At 54.6% G+C, this 23,063-nt stretch carries 20 protein-coding genes; 3 read left to right on the top strand and 17 right to left on the bottom strand.

All coding sequences use genetic code 11. The features are described 5' to 3' along the window. Positions 1 to 17: 17 nt before the first annotated feature. The 3 genes from menF to QLG09_RS01090 form a co-directional block, all read right to left on the bottom strand. A complete protein-coding gene (gene menF / locus QLG09_RS01080; protein ID WP_032678609.1) occupies positions 18 to 1,313 on the bottom strand; it encodes an isochorismate synthase MenF in 1,296 nt (431 codons plus the stop codon). Between the two features lie 95 nt (positions 1,314 to 1,408). After that, a complete protein-coding gene (gene elaB / locus QLG09_RS01085) occupies positions 1,409 to 1,714 on the bottom strand; it encodes a stress response protein ElaB (RefSeq protein ID WP_020883147.1) in 306 nt (101 codons plus the stop codon). 53 nt (positions 1,715 to 1,767) lie between these two features. After that, positions 1,768 to 2,229, bottom strand: a complete 462-nt coding sequence (locus QLG09_RS01090) for a GNAT family N-acetyltransferase (RefSeq protein ID WP_014170987.1) — start codon at positions 2,227 to 2,229, stop codon at positions 1,768 to 1,770. A gap of 70 nt (positions 2,230 to 2,299) precedes the next feature. Between QLG09_RS01090 and rnz the strand changes: the two genes are divergently transcribed. Together rnz and QLG09_RS01100 are read left to right on the top strand one after the other, a co-directional pair. Beyond that, a complete protein-coding gene (gene rnz / locus QLG09_RS01095) occupies positions 2,300 to 3,217 on the top strand; it encodes a ribonuclease Z (RefSeq protein ID WP_049022770.1) in 918 nt (305 codons plus the stop codon). Between the two features lie 64 nt (positions 3,218 to 3,281). Continuing rightward, positions 3,282 to 4,286, top strand: coding sequence for a chemotaxis protein (locus QLG09_RS01100; RefSeq protein WP_014170989.1), 1,005 nt, complete (start codon positions 3,282 to 3,284; stop codon positions 4,284 to 4,286). A 102-nt stretch (positions 4,287 to 4,388) separates the two neighbouring features. Here QLG09_RS01100 and nuoN read toward each other — a convergent pair whose 3' ends face one another. The 14 genes from nuoN to lrhA form a co-directional block, all read right to left on the bottom strand. Continuing rightward, a complete protein-coding gene (gene nuoN / locus QLG09_RS01105) occupies positions 4,389 to 5,846 on the bottom strand; it encodes an NADH-quinone oxidoreductase subunit NuoN (protein WP_014170990.1) in 1,458 nt (485 codons plus the stop codon). Between the two features lie 6 nt (positions 5,847 to 5,852). Further along, positions 5,853 to 7,382, bottom strand: coding sequence for an NADH-quinone oxidoreductase subunit M (gene nuoM, locus QLG09_RS01110; RefSeq protein WP_014170991.1), 1,530 nt, complete (start codon positions 7,380 to 7,382; stop codon positions 5,853 to 5,855). Between the two features lie 76 nt (positions 7,383 to 7,458). Beyond that, a complete protein-coding gene (gene nuoL / locus QLG09_RS01115) occupies positions 7,459 to 9,300 on the bottom strand; it encodes an NADH-quinone oxidoreductase subunit L (protein ID WP_282488685.1) in 1,842 nt (613 codons plus the stop codon). After that, positions 9,297 to 9,599 carry an NADH-quinone oxidoreductase subunit NuoK gene (nuoK, locus tag QLG09_RS01120; protein ID WP_003861496.1) on the bottom strand — a complete coding sequence of 101 codons (303 nt, stop codon included), beginning with the start codon at positions 9,597 to 9,599 and terminating at the stop codon, positions 9,297 to 9,299. Before nuoK ends, nuoL begins: the two co-directional genes overlap by 4 nt. Beyond that, positions 9,596 to 10,150 (bottom strand): NADH-quinone oxidoreductase subunit J, encoded by a 555-nt coding sequence (gene nuoJ, locus QLG09_RS01125; RefSeq protein WP_014170993.1) that lies wholly within the window; start codon positions 10,148 to 10,150, stop codon positions 9,596 to 9,598. Before nuoJ ends, nuoK begins: the two co-directional genes overlap by 4 nt. 10 nt (positions 10,151 to 10,160) lie before the next feature. Then, the gene (gene nuoI, locus QLG09_RS01130; protein ID WP_003861491.1) at positions 10,161 to 10,703 is read right to left on the bottom strand and encodes an NADH-quinone oxidoreductase subunit NuoI; all 543 of its coding nucleotides are present in this window, start codon (positions 10,701 to 10,703) and stop codon (positions 10,161 to 10,163) included. A 13-nt stretch (positions 10,704 to 10,716) separates the two neighbouring features. Then, entirely contained in the window at positions 10,717 to 11,694 is a 978-nt protein-coding gene (gene nuoH / locus QLG09_RS01135) for an NADH-quinone oxidoreductase subunit NuoH (RefSeq protein WP_014170994.1), read from the bottom strand. Further along, positions 11,691 to 14,417: an NADH-quinone oxidoreductase subunit NuoG gene (nuoG, locus tag QLG09_RS01140; protein ID WP_020883144.1), complete on the bottom strand. Its 2,727-nt coding sequence runs from the start codon at positions 14,415 to 14,417 to the stop codon at positions 11,691 to 11,693. The genes nuoH and nuoG overlap by 4 nt, the downstream gene beginning before the upstream one ends. A 53-nt stretch (positions 14,418 to 14,470) precedes the next feature. Next, positions 14,471 to 15,808 carry an NADH-quinone oxidoreductase subunit NuoF gene (gene nuoF, locus QLG09_RS01145; protein ID WP_282488686.1) on the bottom strand — a complete coding sequence of 446 codons (1,338 nt, stop codon included), beginning with the start codon at positions 15,806 to 15,808 and terminating at the stop codon, positions 14,471 to 14,473. Then, positions 15,805 to 16,305: an NADH-quinone oxidoreductase subunit NuoE gene (gene nuoE, locus QLG09_RS01150; RefSeq protein ID WP_014170998.1), complete on the bottom strand. Its 501-nt coding sequence runs from the start codon at positions 16,303 to 16,305 to the stop codon at positions 15,805 to 15,807. The genes nuoF and nuoE overlap by 4 nt, the downstream gene beginning before the upstream one ends. Before the next feature lie 2 nt (positions 16,306 to 16,307). Beyond that, entirely contained in the window at positions 16,308 to 18,110 is a 1,803-nt protein-coding gene (gene nuoC / locus QLG09_RS01155; RefSeq protein ID WP_014170999.1) for an NADH-quinone oxidoreductase subunit C/D, read from the bottom strand. An 89-nt stretch (positions 18,111 to 18,199) separates the two neighbouring features. After that, positions 18,200 to 18,874 (bottom strand): NADH-quinone oxidoreductase subunit NuoB, encoded by a 675-nt coding sequence (gene nuoB, locus QLG09_RS01160; RefSeq protein ID WP_003861482.1) that lies wholly within the window; start codon positions 18,872 to 18,874, stop codon positions 18,200 to 18,202. A 15-nt stretch (positions 18,875 to 18,889) separates the two neighbouring features. Beyond that, the gene (nuoA, locus tag QLG09_RS01165; protein WP_014171000.1) at positions 18,890 to 19,330 is read right to left on the bottom strand and encodes an NADH-quinone oxidoreductase subunit NuoA; all 441 of its coding nucleotides are present in this window, start codon (positions 19,328 to 19,330) and stop codon (positions 18,890 to 18,892) included. A gap of 630 nt (positions 19,331 to 19,960) precedes the next feature. Continuing rightward, positions 19,961 to 20,899 carry a transcriptional regulator LrhA gene (gene lrhA, locus QLG09_RS01170; protein ID WP_014171001.1) on the bottom strand — a complete coding sequence of 313 codons (939 nt, stop codon included), beginning with the start codon at positions 20,897 to 20,899 and terminating at the stop codon, positions 19,961 to 19,963. A 941-nt stretch (positions 20,900 to 21,840) separates the two neighbouring features. Here lrhA and alaA point away from each other — a divergent pair. Then, on the top strand, positions 21,841 to 23,055 hold the full coding sequence (alaA, locus tag QLG09_RS01175; RefSeq protein ID WP_014171002.1) for an alanine transaminase AlaA: 1,215 nt from the start codon (positions 21,841 to 21,843) through the stop codon (positions 23,053 to 23,055). Positions 23,056 to 23,063 lie beyond the last annotated feature (8 nt).

The following is a 23,063-nucleotide window of genomic DNA, read 5'->3' on the forward strand; positions in this document are numbered from 1 at the left end:
GATTGCGCGAATCAGTCTTAATCCCTTAGGAGCAGAGAGCGCAGTCCGGCCGCTTTGTTTTCTATCTCCTGCCACTCCTGCTCCGGGTCAGAGCCGCTGACAATTCCTGCCCCGGCGTACAGCCGCAGGGCGTCTTCGTAAACACGGGCAGAACGCAACGCCACGCAGAACTCGCTTTGTTCAGGGGATAAATACCCGGCAGAACCGGCGTACCACTCGCGGTCGAACGGCTCGTTGTGGTAGATAAAGTCGCGCGCCGCCTGACGCGGCAGGCCGGCGACGGCCGCCGTGGGCTGCAGAACATGCAGGCATTGTGCATCGTCAGCGTGTTTGAGCTCGGTCCAGATACAGCGACGCAGATGCTGTACTTTACGCAGCCGTACAACCTGGGCGGGCAGCACCTCCAGCGTCTGGGTATGGTGCTGGAGCCGCTGGCAAATATCTTCCACCACCAGCATATTTTCTCGCTGATTTTTGTCGTCGTTCATCAGCCAGTCGCCCAGCCGTTCAGCCTGTTTATCATCGGTATGGCTGGCGACGGTGCCTGCCAGCGCTTCCGTGCGCAGCAGCTTGCCGCGTCTGCGCCACAGGCGCTCGGGGGTCGAGCCGAGAAACGCGTTGCTGGCATCGAACACCATGCAGAAATGGTAGCAGTTCAGGTTCAGGGCGCGGCTGGCAGCCATCAGTGCGACGGGGTTAACAGAGTGCTTAAACTGCAGGTCGGTTGCCCGGGCGAGCACCACCTTTTCAAAATCACCGCGTGCGATGGTCTGGGTTGCCTTGCGGATAAGGCGCAGCCATTCGGGTTGTTCCGGATGATGCTTTTCCTGCACAACCTCAACGGACAACGGACGAATGGGTCTCGCCTCACCGAGCTGCTGGAGAAAATCCAGCGCGGCGCGGGCATCATCGTGAAGCGAACTGTCGCTCCACAGCTGCAGGCGTAACGTGGCCTGTCCGGCGGTACGTCGCCACAGCAGACGCGGTAAAAACAGACTGCCCTGCTCGGGATTAAACGCATTCAGGCCGCAGATACGCGTGTCGCGGGCCGCATCATGCGCCTGCAAAAACTGTGAGGCAAATGCCAGAGAGGAGAAATGCGCGACGGCACCAAGCGCAGCAAGTTCTTCATCACCGTTACGCTGTTGCCAGTAAAACTGAGGATAGCAATGCTGAACACCCAGCCAGGCCAGGGGATCGAAGGCGTCGTTTAACGGGAAAGAGACGTCGAAGTGATGTAAACCGGGTGCAGTGGGTAACGCTTGCGTAAGCTGGCTACGCAGATGCTCCAGCGCGGTGGAAATCGAATTCACGCGAACCTCTCCCTGTTAAAACCGCATATTATACGGGGTACTGACCATAAATAGCAGTACCCACGTATAGGGAGTGGTTAACCGTATAAGGAACGTTAACGGCGGGCTAAAAGCAGCCCCAGCACCAGTCCGACAGCTGCCCCTACCCCGATGCCTTGCCATGGTTTTTCATGGACGTAATCATCGGCACGGTATACCGCCTTTTTCGCGCGGTAGTAGTAATTGTCCGAAGCATGGCTGACGCGATTTTTAACATCATCCAGTGCTTTTTCGGCACGGGCTTTCAGCTCAATATATTTCTGATCGGCAGGGTCGCCCGACGAACGTAACACCTCTTCCAGCGTTTCGCTCAGCAAGGCCAGGTCGTCATCGATACGGGTATCCCAGGATTGAAATGACATATTTTTCTCCATGTTAGTACACCAGTCCGCTAACTATAGCCAACGACTCGCCATTACGCCTGTTTCGCTTCCCGCGCCATGCCGATGTGTGGAATACCGTCCTCATCGTACACGTCCGTCACGGGCGTAAACCCAAAATGCCCGTAAAACGGTTGCAGGTGCGCCTGCGCGCCCAGATATAACGCCTTGTCCGGCCACTGTTTTTGGCACGCTTCCAGCGTTTTTTCCATCAGCTGATAGCCCAGTTTTTCACCACGCGCGTTGCCGCTGATAATCACGCGACCAATCACGACAGGCTCAAAATCGTCTTCGCTTTTCAGAATCCTCGCATACGCCACCAGCGCGTTGTCCCGCCAGCCAAGAATATGGCGATTCTCGCCAATAAGATCATCGCCATCGATATCCTGATACGGGCAGGTTTGTTCAACAACAAACACTTCGCAGCGCAGTTTGAGCAGCGCGTAAAGTGACGTTACCGTGAGCTCACTATGGTGTAAATCTTGCCACTGGATCATGTCAGTCTCCTTCCTGGGTTCATCACGTTATACTAAACCCCTCCCCGTTCGGCAAAGGGCTGATTACGTTATGGAACTGATTTTTCTCGGTACGTCCGCTGGAGTGCCAACCCGATCACGAAATGTGACCGCGATTCTGCTGGATTTGCAGCACCCGACGCGGGGTGGATTATGGCTTTTTGACTGCGGTGAAGGGACGCAGCATCAGCTGTTACATACCCCGTATCATCCCGGCAAACTGGATAAAATTTTCATTACCCATCTGCATGGCGACCATCTGTTTGGCCTGCCTGGCCTGCTGTGCAGCCGCTCAATGGCGGGCAATGCCAACCCGCTGACGATTTACGGGCCTGCGGGTATTCGGGAATTTGTCGACACCACGCTGCGCCTGAGCGGCTCATGGACAGATTATCCCCTGGAGGTGGTGGAGATAACCGCTGGTCTGGTGCTGGATGACGGTGTGTATCGGGTGACAGCCCAACCCCTGAGCCATCCGGTAGAGTGCTATGGTTATCGCATTGAGGAGCAGGATAAACCCGGCGCGCTCAATGCGTCGGCGTTACTGGCCGACGGAATAAAACCCGGGCCGCTGTTCCAGCGCCTGAAGCAGGGCGAAACCGTGACGCTGGAAGACGGGCGCGTCATCAACGGGCAGGATTACCTCGCCGCCCCGCAGCCCGGGAAAAAACTGGCGATTTTTGGCGACACGGCCCCGTGCCCGGCGGCGTTGCTGCTGGCACAGGGTGTGGATCTCATAGTGCATGAAGCCACTCTCGAGGCGGCGATGGAAGAGAAAGCCAACAGCCGGGGCCATAGCTCTACGCACCAGGCGGCGCAGCTTGCGCATGACGCGGGCGTCGGGAAACTGATCGTCACCCATGTCAGCTCGCGCTACGATGCCCGGGGCTGTGAACGCCTGCTGGCAGAGTGCCGTGAACGGTTCCAGGAATGTGAGCTGGCCGAAGATTTCGCTAAGGTCAGCGTTTAGTCCTTCATTTTTCTCTCAGAGTGCCGATAACGATTAAAAGGTCAGCATTTCTCTCGAGGGTAGAATGGATAATTTCCAGAAAGATATTGATGACAGGGCGAATCTCACCCTGTCGAACCGTTTTGAACTGTTGCTGTTCCGTCTTGGCACCTCTCTGAACGCAAATAAATCCGAGCTGTTTGGCATTAACGTCTTTAAGCTGCGTGAAATTGTGCCGATGCCAGAGTTCACGAAACCCGCCGGGATGAAATCACCGCTGATGGGCATGGTGAATATTCGCGATCAGGTTATCCCGGTAATCGACCTGGCTGCCGTGGCGGGCTGTAAGCCAACCACCGGGCTGAACATCCTGCTGATCACGGAATATGCCCGCAGCGTGCAGGCTTTTGCGGTGGAATCCGTTGAGAACATCATGCGTCTTGACTGGAAGCAGGTGCACGCGGCGGAAACTGCCGTCAGCGGGCGGTATATCACTAGTATCGCCTGTCTGGATGAGAAGACCGATACCAATGAGCTGGCGATGGTGCTCGACGTTGAGCAAATCCTGTATGACATTACCCCGGCCAACCACGACCTGCATGCCACGGATCTGAAGACCACGAAATTCCACATCAAGCCCGGTGCCGTCGCGATTGTCGCCGAAGACTCTAAAGTGGCACGCTCGATGCTGGAAAAAGGTCTGCAGGCGATGGAGATCCCGGCGCAGCTGCATATCACCGGCAAAGACGCGTGGGAGAAAATTAGCGTGCTGGCGGCACAGGCTCAGGCTGAAGGTGTGCCGATTACCGATAAGATTGCACTGGTGCTGACCGACCTGGAAATGCCGGAGATGGACGGCTTTACCCTGACGCGTAAAATCAAAACCGACCCGCTGTTGAAAGATATTCCGGTGGTGATCCACTCTTCCCTCTCCGGCAATGCTAACGAAGATCATATTCGTAAGGTGAAAGCCGACGGTTACGTGGCAAAGTTTGAACTCAATGAACTCTCGTCAGTCATTGAAGAAGTTCTGGATCGGTCAATGAAGAAGATTGACGGTCCGCTGATTAGCCGTAAACAGCTGGCTTAACTTTCAGCAGGCTCACGCCTTCCCGACAGGGCAAGGCCGCAAGCCAACAAAAAACCCGCCGAGGCGGGTTTTTTTATTCACTGCGGTCAAACAGCAACGTGATTACATCAGCGGCATCGCGTGCTGCACGATGGTGATCAGCGGCTGTGGATAGATACCGAAGATCAGTACCAGCAGCGCGGAGATCAGTACCACGATACCACCGGCGCTGTACTGCCAGTTACGCGGCGCATCGCGGTTCAGCTGCTGAGGTGCACTCAGATACAGACTCACGGCCACACGCAGGTAGTAGTAGAGACCGATTGCAGAGCCGATCACCACGCCCGCCGTCAGCCACCACAGGTGTGCCTGCACACCCACTGCCAGCACGTAGAACTTACCGATAAAGCCCAGCGTCATCGGAATACCCGCCAGAGAGAGCATCATTACTGTCATAACGGCGGACAGAATCGGACGGTGCCAGAACAGACCACGGTAGGAGAACAGAGAATCTGCATCCGGACCACGGTACGGGCTGGACATCAGGCTCACCACGCCGAACGCGCCGAGGCTGCTGAACAGGTAACCGGCCAGGTAAACACCGACGGTCTCCATCGACATCTCACCGCTCTGCAGCGCAATCAGTGCCACCATCAGGTAGCCCAGATGGGAGATAGATGAGTAGCCCAGCAGACGTTTAATATTGGTCTGGCTCAGCGCCATCAGGTTACCGAAGATGATGGAAGCAAACGCGATGATACCCAGCACCACACGAACCGCTTCACTGTCACCCACCGGCGCATACAGGAACAGACGCATCACCACCCCGAAGATAGCGATTTTGCTCGCCGTCGCCAGGAAGGTTGAGACAGGAGCAGGCGCGCCCTGGTAGACGTCTGGCGTCCACAGGTGGAACGGAACCAGAGAGAGCTTAAAGCCAAGGCCAACAATCATCATGCCCAGACCCGCCAGCAGCAGCGGTTCGTGCAGCATACCGTCGCCGAGGCTCTTGCCGAGCGCCATGAAAGAGAGGTTTCCGGACTGTGCGTACAGCAGCGCGATACCAAACAGCAGGAAAGACGACGCGGCAGCAGACAGAATGGTGTACTTGATGCTCGCTTCCAGAGAACGTTTCTGACGGAAAGCGTAACCAATCAGACCGAACAGCGGCAGAGAGATAAGCTCAATACCGAGGAACAGCGCAGCCAGATGGTTCGCATTCGCCAGCAGAATACCGCCCAGCGCGGCAATCAGTACCAGCAGGTAAAACTCTTCTTTGTTGTCGTTGTAGCCTTCCAGCCATGGGTACGCAAACGTACAGGTTGCCAGGCTCGCCAGCAGAACCAGACCCGAGTACAGCATGGCATAGCCGTCAACGCGCATCAGTGGAGTGACGTCCATCGCCCCGCCCTGGCCAACAAACCAGAGAGAGACTAATGCGGCGTTCAGACCGATGACCGACAGCGTGGCATTCAGGAAGTGATTGCGTCGCCACGCAATGGAGAGCATCACAACCACCACCGTCAATCCGACGATCAGCAGCGGTAGCAGCGCGATCAGTTGTTGTGGAGTTATTGTCATGGCGAATTACGGCCTTGTAGTAGAAGCAGAATTAACAAACCACTGCTGGATATTCCCCATCGCGGAGTGCGAGGTATCCAGAATTGGCTGCGGGAAGAAGCCCAACAGCACCAGCAGTACGACCAGCAGCAGGATGATGAACAGCTCACGCAGCGACATCCCCGGCAGTTCTTTTGCAGCAATTTCGCTCTTCGCTTTACCGAAGTAAGCGCGATGCAGCATCGCCAGCGAGTAAACGGAAGCGAACACCAGACCAAAGGTGGAGATCACGGTAATGACCGGCACCACTTTGAAGCTGCCGAACAGAATCATAAATTCGCCGACGAAGTTACCGGTGCCTGGCATACCCAGCGTGGCCACCGCGAAGAACATAGAGAGCGCTGGCAGCCATTTAATTTTGCTCCACAGACCGCCCATCATACGCATGTCACGGGTGTGAAGACGTTCGTACAGCTGACCACACAGGATGAAGAGACCGGCTGCGGACAGACCGTGCGCAATCATCTGGATAACCGCACCCTGGTAAGCCAGCTGGCTGCCGGTGTAGATGGCAATCAGTACAAAGCCCATGTGGGAAACGGAGGTGTACGCAATCAGACGTTTAATGTCGTACTGCGTGAAGGCCATCCAGGCACCGTAGAAGATACCGATCACACCAAGCCACATCGCAATTGGCGCGAACTCAGCGGACGCATTCGGGAACAGCGGCAGAGCGAAACGCAGCAGACCGTAGGCCGCGGTTTTCAGCAAGATCCCCGCCAGGTCAACGGAACCCGCCGTTGGCGCCTGTGAGTGCGCGTCTGGCAGCCAGCCGTGCAGGGGAACCACCGGCATTTTCACCGCGAAGGCAATGAAGAAGCCCAGCATCAGCAGGTATTCCACACCGTGAGACATCGGGGTCTTCAGCAGGTCTTCATAGTTGAAGGTCCAGATACCGGTCGCCGTGTGGTGAACAAACACCAGCGCCAGAATCGCAATCAACATCACCAGACCGCTCGCCTGGGTATAGATGAAGAACTTGGTTGCCGCCGTGATACGCGTTTTACCGTCGGACGCCTTATGGCCCCACAGCGCGATCAGGAAGTACATCGGCACCAGCATCATCTCCCAGAAGAAGAAGAACAGGAACATGTCGATGGCAAGGAACACGCCGATCACGCCGCCCAGGATCCACATCAGGTTCAGGTGGAAGAAGCCCTGGTATTTTTCAATTTCTCGCCAGGAGCACAGTACCGCCAGAACGCCGAGCAGACCCGTCAGCACCACCATCAGCAGCGACAGACCGTCGATAGCCAGGTGAATGGTTATCCCAAAACGCGGGATCCACGGCAGAATAAATTCAGACTGCCACTGCGGAATCCCCGCAGACTGCGTCAGAGAGTAGCCACCCTGCAACCACAGTTGCAGACCAAGCGCGAGCGTCAATCCCATGGTGATCAGCGCGATCCAGCGCGGCATCTTCACGCCAAAGCGTTCAGTCTGCCAGCACAGGAAGCCGCCGATGAAGGGAATTAATATTAGCCAGGGTAGTAACATGGCGATTTACATTCCTTTTTAAGGCCCCCAGCAGGGGCCTGATTTTCAACGAATTCGAATAAAATTCACTTAACGATCAACGCAACACCATCAGCAGCGCCAGCACGACAACCGCACCGATGCTCATGGACGCCACATACCAGCGCAGGTAACCGTTCTCGCTGAACAGCAGGCCTTTACCTGCAAAGCGGGAAAGGATCGCCGGGATATTCATCAGGGAGTTCAGCGGATCGCGTTTCAGCAGCCACGCAATGCCCAGGAACGGCTTGACGAAGATCATGTCGTACAGCCAGTCGAAGCCCCACGCGTTGTACCACCAGGTCCCCAGCAGGCGGCCTGGCGCACTGTTGGCAACGGCAGTCACCAGCGTGCGTTTGCCCAGCCACAGCCATGCTGCGATCAGGATGCCCGCGATAGCGACCACACCCGAGGTGATTTCAAGCGTCAGAACGCGACCGTGCTCAAGCTCGGTGGTGTCCGGCAGTACGCCCTGCAGCGGTGGCACAATCAGTGCGCCAACGAAGGTGGAGAGTACCAGCAGCACAATCAGCGGCAGGTGATGAGTAATCCCCTTCCCTGCGTGAGCGTGAATTTGTTCTTTACCGTGGAATACGATGAAAATCATACGGAAGGTATACAGGGAGGTCATGAACGCACCGACCAGACCCGCAACCATCAGATTGATATGACCATTCGCCATGGCACCGGCAAGGATTTCGTCCTTACTGAAGAAGCCCGCGGTAATCAGCGGCAGTGCCGCCAGCGCCGCGCCGCCCACCAGGAAGCAGACATAAACCAGCGGAATGGACTTACGCAGTCCGCCCATCTTGAAGATGTTCTGCTCGTGGTGGCAGGCCAGAATCACGGAACCGGATGAGAGGAACAGCAGCGCTTTAAAGAACGCGTGCGTCATCAGGTGGAAAATGGCTGCGTCCCATGCCTGAACACCCAGTGCCAGGAACATATAACCAATCTGGCTCATGGTGGAGTATGCGAGAATGCGTTTGATGTCGGTTTGCACCAGCGCGGCAAAGCCTGCCAGCACCAGCGTTACCGCACCAACGATACCCACCAGATGCAGAATTTCCGGCGTCATCAGGAACAGACCATGCGTACGCGCAATCAGGTAGACCCCAGCGGTAACCATGGTTGCGGCGTGGATCAGCGCGGAGACAGGCGTTGGACCTGCCATCGCGTCGGCCAGCCATGTCTGCAACGGCAGCTGCGCGGATTTACCCACGGCACCACCCAGCAGCATCAGCGTTGCCCACCACAGCATGTCATTGCCGGCAGCGAAGTGCGCTGGCGCCAGTTCCACCATTTCGCGGAAATTCAGCGTGCCCAGTTCGTTGTAGAGAATGAACAGCGCGAAGGCGAGGAAGACGTCACCCACACGGGTCACGACAAACGCTTTCATGGCCGCTGCGCCATTCTTCGGATCGGTATAGTAGAAGCCGATCAGCAGATAAGAGCAGAGACCCACGCCTTCCCAGCCGAGATACATCAACAGCAGGTTATCGGCCAGCACCAGAACAACCATGCTCGCGATAAACAGGTTGGTGTAGGCGAAGAAGCGGGAGTAACCCTCTTCACCACGCATATACCAGGAGGCAAACATGTGGATCAGGAAGCCCACGCCGGTCACCACGGAGAGCATGGTCAGAGAGAGACCATCCAGCACCAGGTTGAAACCGATGTTGAAATCACCGACCGACATCCAGGTCCACAGCGGTACGCTGAAGGCCTGACGCCCGTTATTAAAGAAGTCGATACCCGCATACGCTGTCACCAGCGCAGCCAGACCCACAGAGCCCATGCCGACAGTGGCGGACAGATTCTCAGACCAGCGGCCACGAGAAAACGCCAGCAGCACGAAGCCAATCAGCGGAAAAATAATGGTTAAGGCAAGCATGTTCATCCACGCAACTCACTTACTGAATCGATGTTCAGGTTCTGGCGGCGACGATGGAGCTGCAGTAACAGCGCCAGGCCAATACTCGCTTCGGCAGCCGCGAGGCTGATGGCGAGAATGTACATCACCTGACCATCGGTCTGGCCCCAGTAGCTTCCGGCGACCACGAAGGCCAGCGCGGAGGCGTTAATCATGATTTCCAGACCGATCAGCATAAACAGCAGATTGCGGCGGATAACCAGACCGGTTAAGCCCAGAACGAATAAAATCGCAGCGAGGATCAGTCCATGTGTTAAGGGGATCATGCGCGTTCCTCCGTTTTTCTTTTCGCGCGGTCGTCAGTGCGGTTGCTCAGCAACTCACCAGCACGCTCTTCGCGGCCAACGTGGAAGGCAACAACCAGGCCCGCCAGCAGCAGCATAGAGGCCAGTTCAACCGCCAGGACGTATGGGCCAAACAGCGTAATACCCACCTCTTTAGCGCCGATTGGCGTGCCGTCGATGCCCTGATCATTCACACCCAGAATGGCGTAAACAATGACCACCAGCATGATGGCCGACAGGATCGCCGGGCCAATCCAGACCTGCGGTTTTAACCACTGACGTTCCTGCTCAATTTCAGAGCCGCCCAGGTTCAGCATCATCACCACGAAGACGAACAGCACCATGATGGCCCCGGCGTAGACGATGATCTCCAGCGCACCAGCAAAATGCGCGCCCAGCGCAAAGAACACCCCGGAAATAGCCAGCAGCGAGATAATTAAGTACAGCAGCGCATGCACCGGATTGGTGTGCGTAATCACTCGCAGCGTAGCCAGGATGGCGATAAGGCCACAGATATAAAAAGCGAATTCCATTGCCCTCTCCTTACGGTAACAGGCTCTTGACGTCGATAGGCTTAGCTTCGTTCTCTGCTTCGCCCTTATCTTTGCCGTCGATTGCCATACCCGCCATCCGGTAGAAGTTATATTCCGGGTATTTGCCCGGACCGGAAATCAGCAGATCCTCTTTCTCGTACACCAGGTCCTGACGCTTATACTCACCCAGTTCGAAGTCCGGGGTCAGCTGAATCGCCGTGGTTGGGCACGCTTCTTCACACAGACCGCAGAAAATGCAGCGTGAGAAGTTGATGCGGAAGAACTCAGGATACCAGCGGCCATCTACCGTCTCTGCTTTCTGCAGAGAGATACAGCCCACCGGACACGCTACCGCACACAGGTTACAGGCTACGCAGCGCTCTGAACCGTCCGGATCGCGCGTCAGCACGATACGGCCACGGTAGCGCGGCGGCAGATATACCGGCTCTTCCGGGTACATCCGGGTTTCGCGTTTGGCAAACGCGTGCAGGCCGATCATCCAGATACTGCGTACCTGAGTGCCGAAACCTACCAATAATTCTTTTAAGGTCATGGTCTATAGCCCCTTATGGCTGCTGCCAGAGAATGACAGCCGCCGTTACCAGCAAGTTGATGAGCGTCAGCGGCAGGCACACTTTCCAGCCGAAGGACATTACCTGGTCATAACGCGGACGCGGTAACGCTGCGCGAATCAAAATGAACATCATCATGAAGAACGCGGTTTTCAGCGCGAACCAGATGAACGGCGGTAAGAACGGGCCATGCCAGCCACCAAAGAACAGCGTTACCATCAACGCGGAAATGGTGACAATACCGATGTACTCGCCCACGAAGAACAGACCGAATTTCATACCGGAATATTCGATGTGGTAACCGTCGGCCAGTTCCTGTTCGGCTTCTGGCTGGTCAAACGGGTGACGGTGACACACCGCCACGCCCGCGATAGCAAAGGTAATAAAACCAAAGAACTGCGGGATAACGTTCCAGATGTCAGCCTGGTTGTTGACGATGTCGGTCATGTTGAATGAACCGGCTTGCGCCACCACACCCATCAGGGAAAGCCCCAGGAATACTTCGTAGCTCAGCGTCTGCGCAGAAGCACGCATCGCACCCAGCAGGGAGTATTTGTTGTTACTGGACCAGCCCGCGAACAGCACCGCATACACGGCGAGGCCTGCCATCATCAGGAAGAACAGAATGCCGATGTTCAGGTCAGCCACCACCCAGGTCGGGCTGACAGGAACAATCGCGAACGCCAGCAGCAGCGAGGTAAAGGCGATCATCGGTGCCAGAGTAAAGATCACGCGGTCCGAGAAGCGCGGGATCCAGTCCTCTTTAAAGAACATCTTGATCATGTCCGCTACCAGCTGGAGTGAACCACCCCAGCCCACGCGGTTCGGTCCGTAACGGTTCTGGAACAGACCGAGCAGACGACGTTCACCAAAGCTCATGAACGCGCCACAGGTGACGACCACCAGCAGGATAACTATCGCTTTCAGAATGCTCAGCAGGATGTCGATAAGATCCGGCGTTAACCAACTCATGCTTTTGCCTCCTGCAGATTATCAAGACGCGCACCCGCCAGTACCGGCGCGATGCCAGGCATACCCATCGGCAGACCCACCTGCCCTGCTGTCAGACTTTCAGAGATAATCAGCGGCAAGCTGATTGTCTGGCCATCATAGCTAAAGGCGATGTTCGCACCCGCGTTAACGCCAAGCTTCGCGGCATCTGCCGGGTTAAGCTTGATGTACGGTTGCGGCATGCGGCTCTGGAATACCGGAGAACGCTGGGACAATTCGTCACTGCCGAACAGATGGTAGTACGGCGCAATACGCCAGTTCCCTTCCTGCGCCTGGAAGCTCGCCGGCACGGTGGTGAAGAAGTCCAGACCGGTGTCGGAAGCTTCAATCAGACGCACGCCCGGGTCACCGTGGCGCAGAGAGCCGCCCACTTCAGCCTGGAATTTGTTCCATGCCTGCGGGGAGTTCCAGCCTGGTGCCCATGCGAACGGAACCTGAGAGCGCGGTGCAGACGGCTGGTTGTTCCCTTCCATTGAGAAGGCAAACATCGTGTCTTTATCCTGCGGCTGACGAGGTTCGTGAACGCTGATGTTGGCACGCATCGCGGTACGACCGCTGTAACGGTGCGGTTCACGCGCCAGTTTCTGGCCACGAATACGGAAGCTTGCGTCAGGAGCCGCATCTTTGATGCCAGCCAGCTGAGGCAGTTTTTCCACGACCGCGTCGATAACATGGTCGAGCTGCGTCCAGTCCACTTCACGGCTCTGAACGGTGCTGTGCAGAGAGTGCAGCCAGCGCCAGCTTTCCAGCATTATGGTGTTGCTGTCGTAGTACGCCGGGTCATACACCTGGAAGAAACGCTGTGCGCGGCCTTCGTTGTTGATAACCGTACCGTCGCTTTCCGCGAAGCTTGCCGCAGAGAGCACCAGGTGCGCTTTGTCCATGATCGCGGTGCGCTGATGGTCAATAACCATCACAAGCGGCGCTTTGGAGAGCGCTGCGTCAACGCGTGCGGCAGAAGCATGACGATGCAGGTCGTTTTCCAGCACCACAACGGCGTCAGCAGCACCGGATTCCAGTTCGCTTAACGCAGCTTCCAGAGAGCCACCGCCAATCATTCCCAGACCGATGCTGTTCACCGCACGAGCAATCATGGTCACGCCAACGTCTGCACCACGGCCTTTCAGCGCTTTAGCCACGTTCGCGGCAGCCTGAATGATCTCCGCGCTACCGGCGTTAGTCCCGGAAACAATCAGGGGTTTCTTCGCACCCGCCAGGGCCTGAACAATCACATCAACCTTGTTCTGCAGGTCGCGATCGAGACCTTCAACGGCCGGAGAATTGCTGTCCAGCGCATGAGCAATCGCAAAGCCAAGACGGGCCTGATCTTCAACCGGCGCGCAGTAGGTCCACGCCGCGATATCGTCCAGACGCGTGCTGTCGACGTTGGTCACAAACAGAGGATGCTTCGCACGCTGACCGATGTTGAGGATTGCCGCAATCTGCCAGTCAGCCACTTTCTGAGCCGCCGCCATTTCACGAGCTTTACCTTTGACCGCCTGACGAACCGCCAGGGCAGCGCGAGCGCCGGTCTGCGTCAAATCTTCACCCAGCACCAGAACCGCATCATAAGATTCAATTTCACGCAGCGCTGGGGTATGAATACCGCCTTCACGCAGCACTTTCAGTACCAGCTGCAGACGTTCCTGCTCGCCCTGAGCGATACCGGTGTAGAAGTTTTCCGCCCCAACCAGCTCACGCAGCGCGAAGTTACTTTCGATGCTGGCTCGCGGGGAGCCGATACCGATCACTTTCTTCGACTGGCGCAGAATATCTGCCGCGCCCTGCATCGCCTGTTCAGCGTTCAGGGTGATGAAGTCATCACCACGGCGTTGAACGGGCTGACGTGGACGGTCTTTCAGGTTCACGTAGCCGTAGCCGAAACGACCGCGGTCGCACAGGAAGTAATGGTTAACGGTACCGTTATAACGGTTTTCAATACGACGCAGTTCGCCATAGCGTTCACCCGGGCTGGTGTTACAGCCCAGCGAACACTGCTGGCAGATGCTTGGTGCAAACTGCATGTCCCACTTACGGTTGTAACGCTCGGAGTGAGTTTTATCGGTGAAGACGCCGGTTGGACAAATCTCGACCAGGTTACCGGAGAATTCGCTTTCCAGCGTACCGTCTTCCGGACGACCGAAGTAGACGTTGTCATGCGCGCCATACACGCCCAGATCTTGTCCGTCTGCGTAATCTTTGTAGTAACGCACGCAGCGGTAGCAGGCGATGCAGCGGTTCATTTCGTGAGAGATGAACGGCCCCAGATCCTGGTTGCGGTGGGTACGTTTGGTAAAGCGATAGCGACGGAAGCTGTGACCGGTCATTACGGTCATATCCTGAAGGTGGCAGTTACCGCCCTCTTCACAGACCGGGCAATCGTGCGGGTGGTTGGTCATCAACCATTCCACAACGCTTTCACGGAACTGTTTGGCTTCTTCGTCATCAATCGAAATAAAAGTGCCTTCGGTGGCTGGCGTCATACAGGACATCACCAGGCGACCACGCGTGTCTTCCGCGTTTTGATATTGCTTCACCGCACACTGGCGGCAAGCACCGACGCTGCCCAGCGCCGGATGCCAGCAAAAATACGGAATATCAAGGCCGAGCGACAGACAAGCTTCCAGCAGGTTGTCCGCCCCGTTGACCTCATACTCTTTGCCGTCTACATGAATCGTAGCCATTAGCATGCTTCCAGTTGGCTCAGTCGTAACTGAGCGTTAATCAAAATTCTGTTTTACCAGCGCGCTTTCAGCAGGTTCGGCTGAATCCCATTGATGGCATGGGTATTGCTGAACGGCTGCTTGATGCCTGCTTCGAATTCGTCGCGGAAATATTTAATCGCGCTCTGCAGTGGCTCAACGGCGCCTGGTGCGTGGGCACAGAAGGTTTTCCCTGGACCCAGGAATCGACACAGTTGCTCAAGTGTCTCGATATCGCCAGGCTGGCCTTCGCCACGTTCGATAGCACGCAGGATCTTCACGCTCCACGGCAGACCATCACGGCACGGTGTACACCAGCCGCAGGACTCGCGGGCAAAGAACTCTTCGAGGTTACGCACCAGCGATACCATGCCGATCTCGTGGTCGACGGCCATCGCCAGCGCCGTACCCAGACGGCTGCCTGCTTTACCAATGCTTTCGAATTCCATCGGCAGATCAAGATGGGCCTCGGTCAGGAAGTCGGTCCCTGCACCGCCTGGCTGCCAGGCTTTGAATTTCAGGCCATCACGCATGCCGCCAGCGTAGTCTTCAAGAATTTCACGTGCAGTGGTGCCAAACGGCAGTTCCCAGACGCCAGGGTTTTTCACGCGACCGGAGAAGCCCATCAGCTTGGTACCGGCATCTTTACTGTTCGAGATGCCCTGATACCACTCCACGCCATTGGCGAGGATTGCCGGGACGTTACACAGGGTTTCGACGTTGTTTACACAGGTCGGTTTACCCCAGACGCCAGAGCTTGCCGGGAACGGTGGCTTGGAACGTGGGTTCGCACGGCGGCCTTCCAGGGAGTTAATCAGTGCGGTCTCTTCACCACAGATATAACGCCCTGCCCCGGTGTGCACGAACAGCTCGAAGTCAAAACCAGTGCCAAGGATGTTTTTACCCAGCAGGCCCGCTTCAGTGGCTTCGGCAATCGCACGACGCAGGTTTTCAGCCGCTTCGATGTATTCACCGCGCAGGAAGATGTAACCCCGGTACGCTTTCAGCGCGAACGCAGAGATCAGCATGCCTTCCACCAGCAGGTGCGGCAGCTGTTCCATCAGCAGGCGGTCTTTATAGGTGCCCGGTTCCATTTCATCAGCGTTACACAGCAGGTAACGGATGTTCATGGATTCGTCTTTTGGCATCAGGCTCCACTTCAGACCGGTGGAAAAGCCTGCGCCGCCGCGCCCTTTCAGGCCAGCGTCTTTGACCGCACTGACGATGTCGTCCGGCGCCATGCCGCCCAGGGCTTTACGCGCACCGGCATAGCCGTTTTTGCTCTGGTATTCGTCGAGCCATACCGGCTGTCTGTCATCACGCAGACGCCAGGTCAGTGGATGAGTTTCAGCAGTACGAATTACAGTTTTCATTTGTACTGCTCCAGCAGGTCAGGAATGGCTTCCGGCGTCAGATAACTGTGAGTATCCTCATCAATCATCATGGTCGGCCCCTTGTCGCAGTTCCCCAGGCAGCAGGTTGGCAGCAGCGTAAAGCGGCCATCGAACGTGGTCTGGCCTGGCTTGATATTGAGCTTTTTCTCAATCGCTGCCTGAATGCCCTGATAACCGGTAATGTGACAAACCACGCTGTCACAGTAGCGGATCACATGGCGACCCACCGGCTGACGGAAGATCTGGCTGTAGAACGTGGCTACGCCTTCTACGTCACTTGCCGGAATGCCCAGCACTTTTGCGATCTCATAGATCGCCCCATCCGGCACCCAACCACGCTGTTTCTGAACGATTTTCAGCGCTTCAATGGACGCCGCACGCGGGTCTTCGTAGTGGTGCATCTCGTGCTCAATAGCGGCACGTTCTGCTTCACTCAGCTCAAAAGCCTCGGTTTGTGGTTGTTGATTCTCGTGCATAATTAGCGGTCCACATCTGACATAACAAAATCGATACTACCCAGATACACAATCAGGTCGGAGACCAGACTGCCGCGGATGGCGGACGGGATCTGCTGCAGGTGCGCAAAGCTTGGTGTACGCACGCGGGTACGGTAGCTCATGGTGCTGCCGTCACTGGTCAGGTAGTAACTGTTAATACCCTTGGTCGCTTCAATCATCTGGAAGGATTCTTGCGCCGGCATGACCGGACCCCAGGAAACCTGCAGGAAGTGGGTGATCAGGGTTTCGATATGTTGCAGCGTGCGCTCTTTCGGCGGCGGCGTCGTCAGCGGGTGATCCGCCTTGAACGGGCCTTCCGGCATGTTGTTGAGGCACTGCTCAAGGATGCGCAGACTCTGGCGCAACTCTTCAACTTTCAGCATCACGCGGGTGTAGCAGTCGGAAACACCGCCGCCAACCGGGACTTCGAAGTCGAAGTTTTCATAGCCAGAGTAAGGACGGGCTTTACGCACGTCGAAATCAATACCGGTTGCGCGCAGACCCGCACCTGTCGTACCCCACTCCAGCGCTTCTTTCGCACCGTAGGCTGCAACGCCCTGGGAACGGCCTTTCAGGATGGTGTTACGCAGTGCGGCTTTCTCGTAAGAAGCCAGACGTTTTGGCATCCAGTCGAGGAATTCACGCAGCAGACGCTCCCAGCCGCGCGGCAGATCGTGTGCCACACCGCCGATACGGAACCAGGCCGGGTGCATACGGAAACCGGTGATGGCTTCTACCAGATCGTAGATTTTCTGACGATCGGTAAAGGCAAAGAAGACCGGGGTCATCGCGCCAACGTCCTGAATGAACGTGGAGATATACAGCAGGTGGCTGTTGATACGGAACAGTTCGGAGAGCATCACGCGGATGACGTTAACGCGATCCGGTACGGTGATACCTGCCAGTTTCTCAACGGCCAGCACGTAAGGCATTTCGTTTACGCAACCGCCGAGGTACTCGATACGGTCGGTATACGGAATGTAGCTGTGCCAGGACTGACGCTCGCCCATCTTCTCAGCACCACGGTGGTGGTAACCGATGTCCGGTACGCAGTCGACAATCTCTTCGCCATCAAGCTGAAGAATAATACGGAAAGCACCGTGCGCAGAGGGGTGGTTTGGACCGAGGTTGAGGAACATGAAGTCCTCGTTTTCCGTCCCGCGTTTCATGCCCCAGTCTTCCGGCTTGAAGGTCAGCGCTTCCATCTCCAGATCCTGCTTGGCTTTCGTCAGCTCAAACGGGTCGAATTCAGTCGCACGTGCCGGATAGTCTTTACGCAGCGGGTGGCCGGTCCACGTCTGCGGCATCATGATGCGCGTCAGATGCGGGTGGCCGTCGAAGGTCATCCCGAACATTTCCCAGGTTTCACGCTCATACCAGTTAGCGTTCGGGAAAAGTTTAGTGATCGTCGGCAGATGCATGTCGTTTTCAGACAATGCCACCTTGAGCATGATATCCGTATTACGGTCTATTGAGATCAGGTGGTAGAAAACGGAAAAATCCGCAGCAGGGAGACCCTGGCGGTGCGTACGCAGACGTTCATCCATGCCGTGTAAGTCAAACAGCATGACGTAAGGTTTTGGCAATTTCTTGAGGAAATCGACCACTTCCAGTAATTGCTCACGCTTCACCCAAACAACGGGTACCCCGGTGCGGGTCGCCTGAACAGTAAAGGCATCCGGCCCAAAACGGTTGCGCAGTTCGCCAATGACAGGGTCATCCAGATGATCCCGTGTTTGCCAGGCGGCTTCTTGCGCGGTTAAGTCGGTCATATTGTTCACCATTGCAAATGGTCCGTGGTGACTGTAGGGCGTGGCTTCGCGCTATTTGAGTAGTGATATGCGAAGGTTTACTCCATGCCCACAGGCGCAAATTAAATTTCGTCAGGCGTACGCAGATTGGTTACTGCAATACGTTCGCCGCGTTTACGCTCGCGCTCAGACTGCATGTTGGCGCGGTAAACACCCTGATCGCCAACCACCCAGGAGAGCGGACGACGTTCTTTACCGATAGACTCCTGCAGCAGCATCAGCGCCTGCATGTAAGCTTCCGGACGCGGCGGACAACCCGGGATGTAAACATCCACTGGAATAAACTTATCTACGCCCTGTACGACGGAATAAATGTCGTACATACCGCCAGAGTTTGCACATGCGCCCATGGAAATAACCCATTTTGGCTCCAGCATCTGGTCATACAGACGCTGAATAACAGGTGCCATCTTGGTAAAGCATGTACCTGCCACCACCATCAGGTCAGCCTGACGTGGGGAAGCACGCAGTACCTCTGCCCCAAAACGCGCAACGTCATGCACCGCAGTGAATGACGTCACCATTTCAACGTAGCAGCAAGAAAGGCCAAAGTTGTAAGGCCAGATGGAGTTCTTACGACCCCAGTTGACCATATCGTGCATGGCATGCTCGAGTTTGCCCATGTACACGCTTTTATTGACTTCTTGCTCCAGGGGGTCGGTTACGATCTCCTGTTTTTGCAGGGGGTAACGGTCATTCTCACCGTTAGGATCTATGCGGGTGAGCGTATAATCCATCTTATTGCCTCGCTGTTACTGCTGACGATTAGAGATACTGTTTTCCGGGTTGATGTGTTCACGACGTGAACGCGCAGGCGTCCAGTCAAGCGCGCCAATACGCACCAGATAAACCAGACCGGCCAGTAACACTAAAATGAAAATTGCGGCCTCGACAAAGCCCACCCAACCACTTTCGCGGATGGAAGTTGACCATGCGAAAAGGTAAAGCGCTTCCACGTCAAAGATGACGAAGAACATGGCTACCAGATAGAACTTGGCAGACAGGCGTAAGCGAGCGGAACCTACTGAATCAATACCTGATTCGAAAGGTGTGTTCTTGTGCCTTGCACGGGCGCGACCGCCCAGGAACCAGCCGCCGACTAACATCAGGCAGCACAGGCCAATGGCTACAATAAGAAAGATTGCGAATGCCCAGTGATGAGCGATGACTTCTGTGGATGTTGACATACTCATTGCTTACTCATCAAAAGTGATACCTACGACACTGCTCTTGCTGGCAGATGGGCATCACATCGATTCATGGGGAGGAACGAAAAACCTTACACTAACTGTCAGAAATGAGACGTAGACAGCAAAATGATGGGGTTTTTTACTCCTTTCTATAACCTTTTGTCAACTTTAACAAAGGTTTCTTCACATTAAATTACATCGAGCGATTCTCATTAACATTTGGTGCCCTTTAACCCTGGTGGGTACCTGAGTTTACGTCAAATGCATGTTGTTGAATCGTGTCCGTTTTGGAAGTAAAAAAAATAACCCTCCTATTTTGACAGGATTTGCCAACGATTCCTCCCCCCAAAGAGGAGTATTTTCTTGATCTGAGACACGCTTTTGTTAATTCACCCAAAAAACCAGCAACATATTTCCTGTTTTATTAACATCGGGGCGAGCTGGAGGGAGACTGAACGGGAAACGCACAACATTTGAACAAAAGCATTTATCTCACTGATAAATAGACACTATCCTAAAAATCCACGCGGTGATCGCGGGTATTACTGCCAAAAAAAAGCCACTGCAGGCGAAAATCGCGTGAGTGGCTTTTTTTTACATTTACAAATTGTTACCAGAATTTTGAGCTGTCGATCACTCAAAGTCCCCTTCAACGATCAGGGAATCATCCCCCCCTTCGGAGGTAACATGTTCGAACTGCCATGGATTATGGTAGTTTTCCATCGCCTCGAACACGACTTTCGCCAGTTCGTTATTGCTGGACGTATTGTGGCAGAGCAGATACTCCGTATCAGGCAAAGCAGGAAGACCATCTGATTTACCCAGTACGCGCAGATCCGGGCTCATCATTTCTACCGGACGGGCCGTTACCCCAAGCCCCGCTTTCACGGCAGCACGTACCGCTGGCAATGTGGAAGCCACATAAGCCAGACGCCATGGAATATTGGCCTCATTGAGCGCCGACAACACCATATCGCGGAACGGACTCGGATCATCCAGTAATACCAATGGAATTGGCTCACCTTTTTGCAGCACATATTCAGCAGCGCAATACCAATGCGTCGGAGACGTGCGCAACGTCAGGCAATTAAATTGCCCTGGACGGTGCGTGGTCACCACCAGATCGACCTTATTCTCATTTAACATCTCAATCATAAAAGCATTTCGTTTTACGCTAACGTCCAGCGCAAGCTTCGGATAAACCGAACTAATTCGATTGAGAAGAAATGGCAATATTGTGTCTGCTGACTCATCAGACGCACCTAACGTTAGCACCCCTTGCAGGTTGCTATACATTAATGACATACATGCTTCGTCATTAAAGCGAAGTATTTTCCTGGCATAACCCAGAAGCTGAATACCGTGTTCCGTTAAGAGCTTATTACGCCCGTGACGGGCAAAGAGCTCTTTACCAACCAGTTGTTCCAGCCGTTGCATTTGCTGGCTAACGGCGGACTGGGTTCGGCAAACGGCGGCAGCAGCAGCTGCAAAAGTGTTGAGATCGGCGACCGCAACAAACGTTCTCAGCAGATCGAGGTCGAGATTCATTATCGGACGATTTGCATTTATCATATCTTTTCACTTTCAGGTTGCTCGTGCGGAGCTGCCCGGGTTGAAGCTGTGTGTGTAACAGTTAAGCAATTCCCTCTGAAGGTTTTCCCTCGCATCCCGGCCCGGCAGACTGCCTGACAGATAGTTATTGTACTGTTTTAATATCAACAGTCAGAAAGCACGTTTCATGACGTTATTTTTATTCTCTTAAACGTTCAGGATATTTAGATGTTTGCAGGTTTATGTAAATTCCATTAAGGGTGATACACCCTTTCTGCCATCTTTCTCGCAGTGCTGTCAACGTAGCAGGAGATGTTTAACCCATTCCGGCCAGAGATAACTCTAACAATAACAATCAATTAATTCAGAAAACCTGTTCCACAAATACAAAACATATGTATCTGTGCCCAGCTTTCCTGAAAGACATCTTAACCCAAATCCACTTTATTTATAAGTCTTATTGCAATATTGCGGATTTATGAGGGTTGTTAAGCTTCTCAACTAATTTTATTAAAATTAACTAAAGTTGCATTTTGTCGGTTAATAATAAATAAATTTTAATTTAGATTAAGGCCATTCATTAATAACACTTAACATTAATTTCACATGAGTAACTTTTAGCCAATGCACACTATTACAACGCCACGTAACGAAGCATTCAGGTTTTACGAAAGGTCACTCAGCGTAACTGCCACGCAGGTTGCGGATATTATTTATTTTTATCAGCACAATATACAGCATTTATATTATTTAACAGCACAATAAACCTACTTTCACACCATTAACCTTACTTTACGTCAGTTAAATTGTTCGCTGATAGCGAAAAAGATTCACTCTATTTTCATTCACTCCACAAAATCTTCTCCTGCCCGCCCTTCAAAACGAAGCGAGGGGGGAGTACATTATTCCGTGCTGACTTCCACGGCAGGGAGTGGCAACAATCGCGAAAAGGTTAAAGGTTCATGTCCCCTATCGAAAAATCCAGCAAGCTAGATAACGTCTGTTACGACATCCGTGGCCCGGTTCTGAAAGAGGCTAAACGCCTTGAAGAAGAAGGCAATAAGGTTCTGAAACTCAACATTGGTAACCCTGCGCCATTTGGTTTTGAAGCGCCGGATGAGATTCTGGTTGATGTGATCCGCAACCTGCCCACTGCGCAAGGCTATTGCGATTCAAAAGGACTTTACTCCGCACGAAAAGCCATCATGCAGCACTACCAGGCGCGCGATATGCGTGATGTTACCGTTGAAGATATCTATATCGGCAACGGCGTCTCTGAGCTGATCGTGCAGGCCATGCAGGCGCTGCTGAACAGCGGCGACGAAATGCTGGTTCCCGCGCCGGATTATCCGCTGTGGACGGCGGCCGTATCCCTGTCCAGCGGTAAAGCCGTGCACTATCTTTGCGATGAGTCCTCTGACTGGTTCCCGGATCTCGATGATATTCGTGCGAAAATTACCCCACGCACGCGCGGCATCGTCATTATTAACCCGAACAACCCAACGGGCGCGGTCTACTCAAAAGAGCTGCTGATGGAGATCGTGGAGATCGCCCGCCAGCACAACCTGATCATCTTTGCCGACGAAATTTACGACAAGATCCTGTATGACGCGGCGCAGCACCACTCTATCGCCGCACTGGCTCCGGACCTGCTGACCGTGACTTTTAACGGCCTGTCTAAAACCTACCGTGTGGCCGGTTTCCGTCAGGGCTGGATGGTCTTAAACGGCCCGAAAAAACATGCGAAAGGCTATATTGAAGGGCTGGAAATGCTCGCCTCTATGCGTTTATGTGCCAACGTGCCGGCGCAGCATGCTATCCAGACCGCACTCGGCGGCTATCAGAGCATCAGCGAGTTTATCGTGCCGGGCGGGCGTTTATATGAGCAGCGTAACCGCGCGTGGGAGCTTATCAACGATATTCCAGGCGTCTCCTGCGTGAAGCCGAACGGCGCGCTCTACATGTTCCCGAAAATCGACGCGAAACGCTTTAATATTCATGACGACCAGAAGATGGTGCTCGATTTCCTGCTGCAGGAAAAAGTGCTGCTGGTGCAGGGTACCGCCTTTAACTGGCCGTGGCCGGATCACGTGCGTATCGTTACCCTGCCGCGTGAAGATGACCTCGAGATGGCCATCAGCCGCTTTGGACGTTTCCTCTCAGGTTACCACCAGTAATCTTAAAA

Origin of the sequence: Enterobacter sp. V89_11 (assembly GCF_029967775.1) — a bacterium.
Classification (GTDB): Bacteria; Pseudomonadota; Gammaproteobacteria; order Enterobacterales; family Enterobacteriaceae; genus Enterobacter; species Enterobacter ludwigii.

Coding starts and splice junctions, on each gene's coding strand:
- rnz (WP_049022770.1), top strand. CDS start 2,300: ATGGAACTGATTTTTCTCGGTACGTCCGCTGGAGTGCCAACCCGATCA.
- nuoI (WP_003861491.1), bottom strand. CDS start 10,703: ATGACCTTAAAAGAATTATTGGTAGGTTTCGGCACTCAGGTACGCAGT.
- nuoN (WP_014170990.1), bottom strand. CDS start 5,846: ATGACAATAACTCCACAACAACTGATCGCGCTGCTACCGCTGCTGATC.
- QLG09_RS01100 (WP_014170989.1), top strand. CDS start 3,282: ATGGATAATTTCCAGAAAGATATTGATGACAGGGCGAATCTCACCCTG.
- nuoA (WP_014171000.1), bottom strand. CDS start 19,330: ATGAGTATGTCAACATCCACAGAAGTCATCGCTCATCACTGGGCATTC.
- alaA (WP_014171002.1), top strand. CDS start 21,841: ATGTCCCCTATCGAAAAATCCAGCAAGCTAGATAACGTCTGTTACGAC.
- nuoG (WP_020883144.1), bottom strand. CDS start 14,417: ATGGCTACGATTCATGTAGACGGCAAAGAGTATGAGGTCAACGGGGCG.
- nuoK (WP_003861496.1), bottom strand. CDS start 9,599: ATGATCCCCTTAACACATGGACTGATCCTCGCTGCGATTTTATTCGTT.
- nuoF (WP_282488686.1), bottom strand. CDS start 15,808: ATGAAAACTGTAATTCGTACTGCTGAAACTCATCCACTGACCTGGCGT.
- lrhA (WP_014171001.1), bottom strand. CDS start 20,899: ATGATAAATGCAAATCGTCCGATAATGAATCTCGACCTCGATCTGCTG.
- nuoE (WP_014170998.1), bottom strand. CDS start 16,305: ATGCACGAGAATCAACAACCACAAACCGAGGCTTTTGAGCTGAGTGAA.
- nuoB (WP_003861482.1), bottom strand. CDS start 18,874: ATGGATTATACGCTCACCCGCATAGATCCTAACGGTGAGAATGACCGT.
- nuoH (WP_014170994.1), bottom strand. CDS start 11,694: ATGAGTTGGTTAACGCCGGATCTTATCGACATCCTGCTGAGCATTCTG.
- QLG09_RS01090 (WP_014170987.1), bottom strand. CDS start 2,229: ATGATCCAGTGGCAAGATTTACACCATAGTGAGCTCACGGTAACGTCA.
- nuoM (WP_014170991.1), bottom strand. CDS start 7,382: ATGTTACTACCCTGGCTAATATTAATTCCCTTCATCGGCGGCTTCCTG.
- nuoC (WP_014170999.1), bottom strand. CDS start 18,110: ATGGTGAACAATATGACCGACTTAACCGCGCAAGAAGCCGCCTGGCAA.
- nuoJ (WP_014170993.1), bottom strand. CDS start 10,150: ATGGAATTCGCTTTTTATATCTGTGGCCTTATCGCCATCCTGGCTACG.
- elaB (WP_020883147.1), bottom strand. CDS start 1,714: ATGTCATTTCAATCCTGGGATACCCGTATCGATGACGACCTGGCCTTG.
- nuoL (WP_282488685.1), bottom strand. CDS start 9,300: ATGAACATGCTTGCCTTAACCATTATTTTTCCGCTGATTGGCTTCGTG.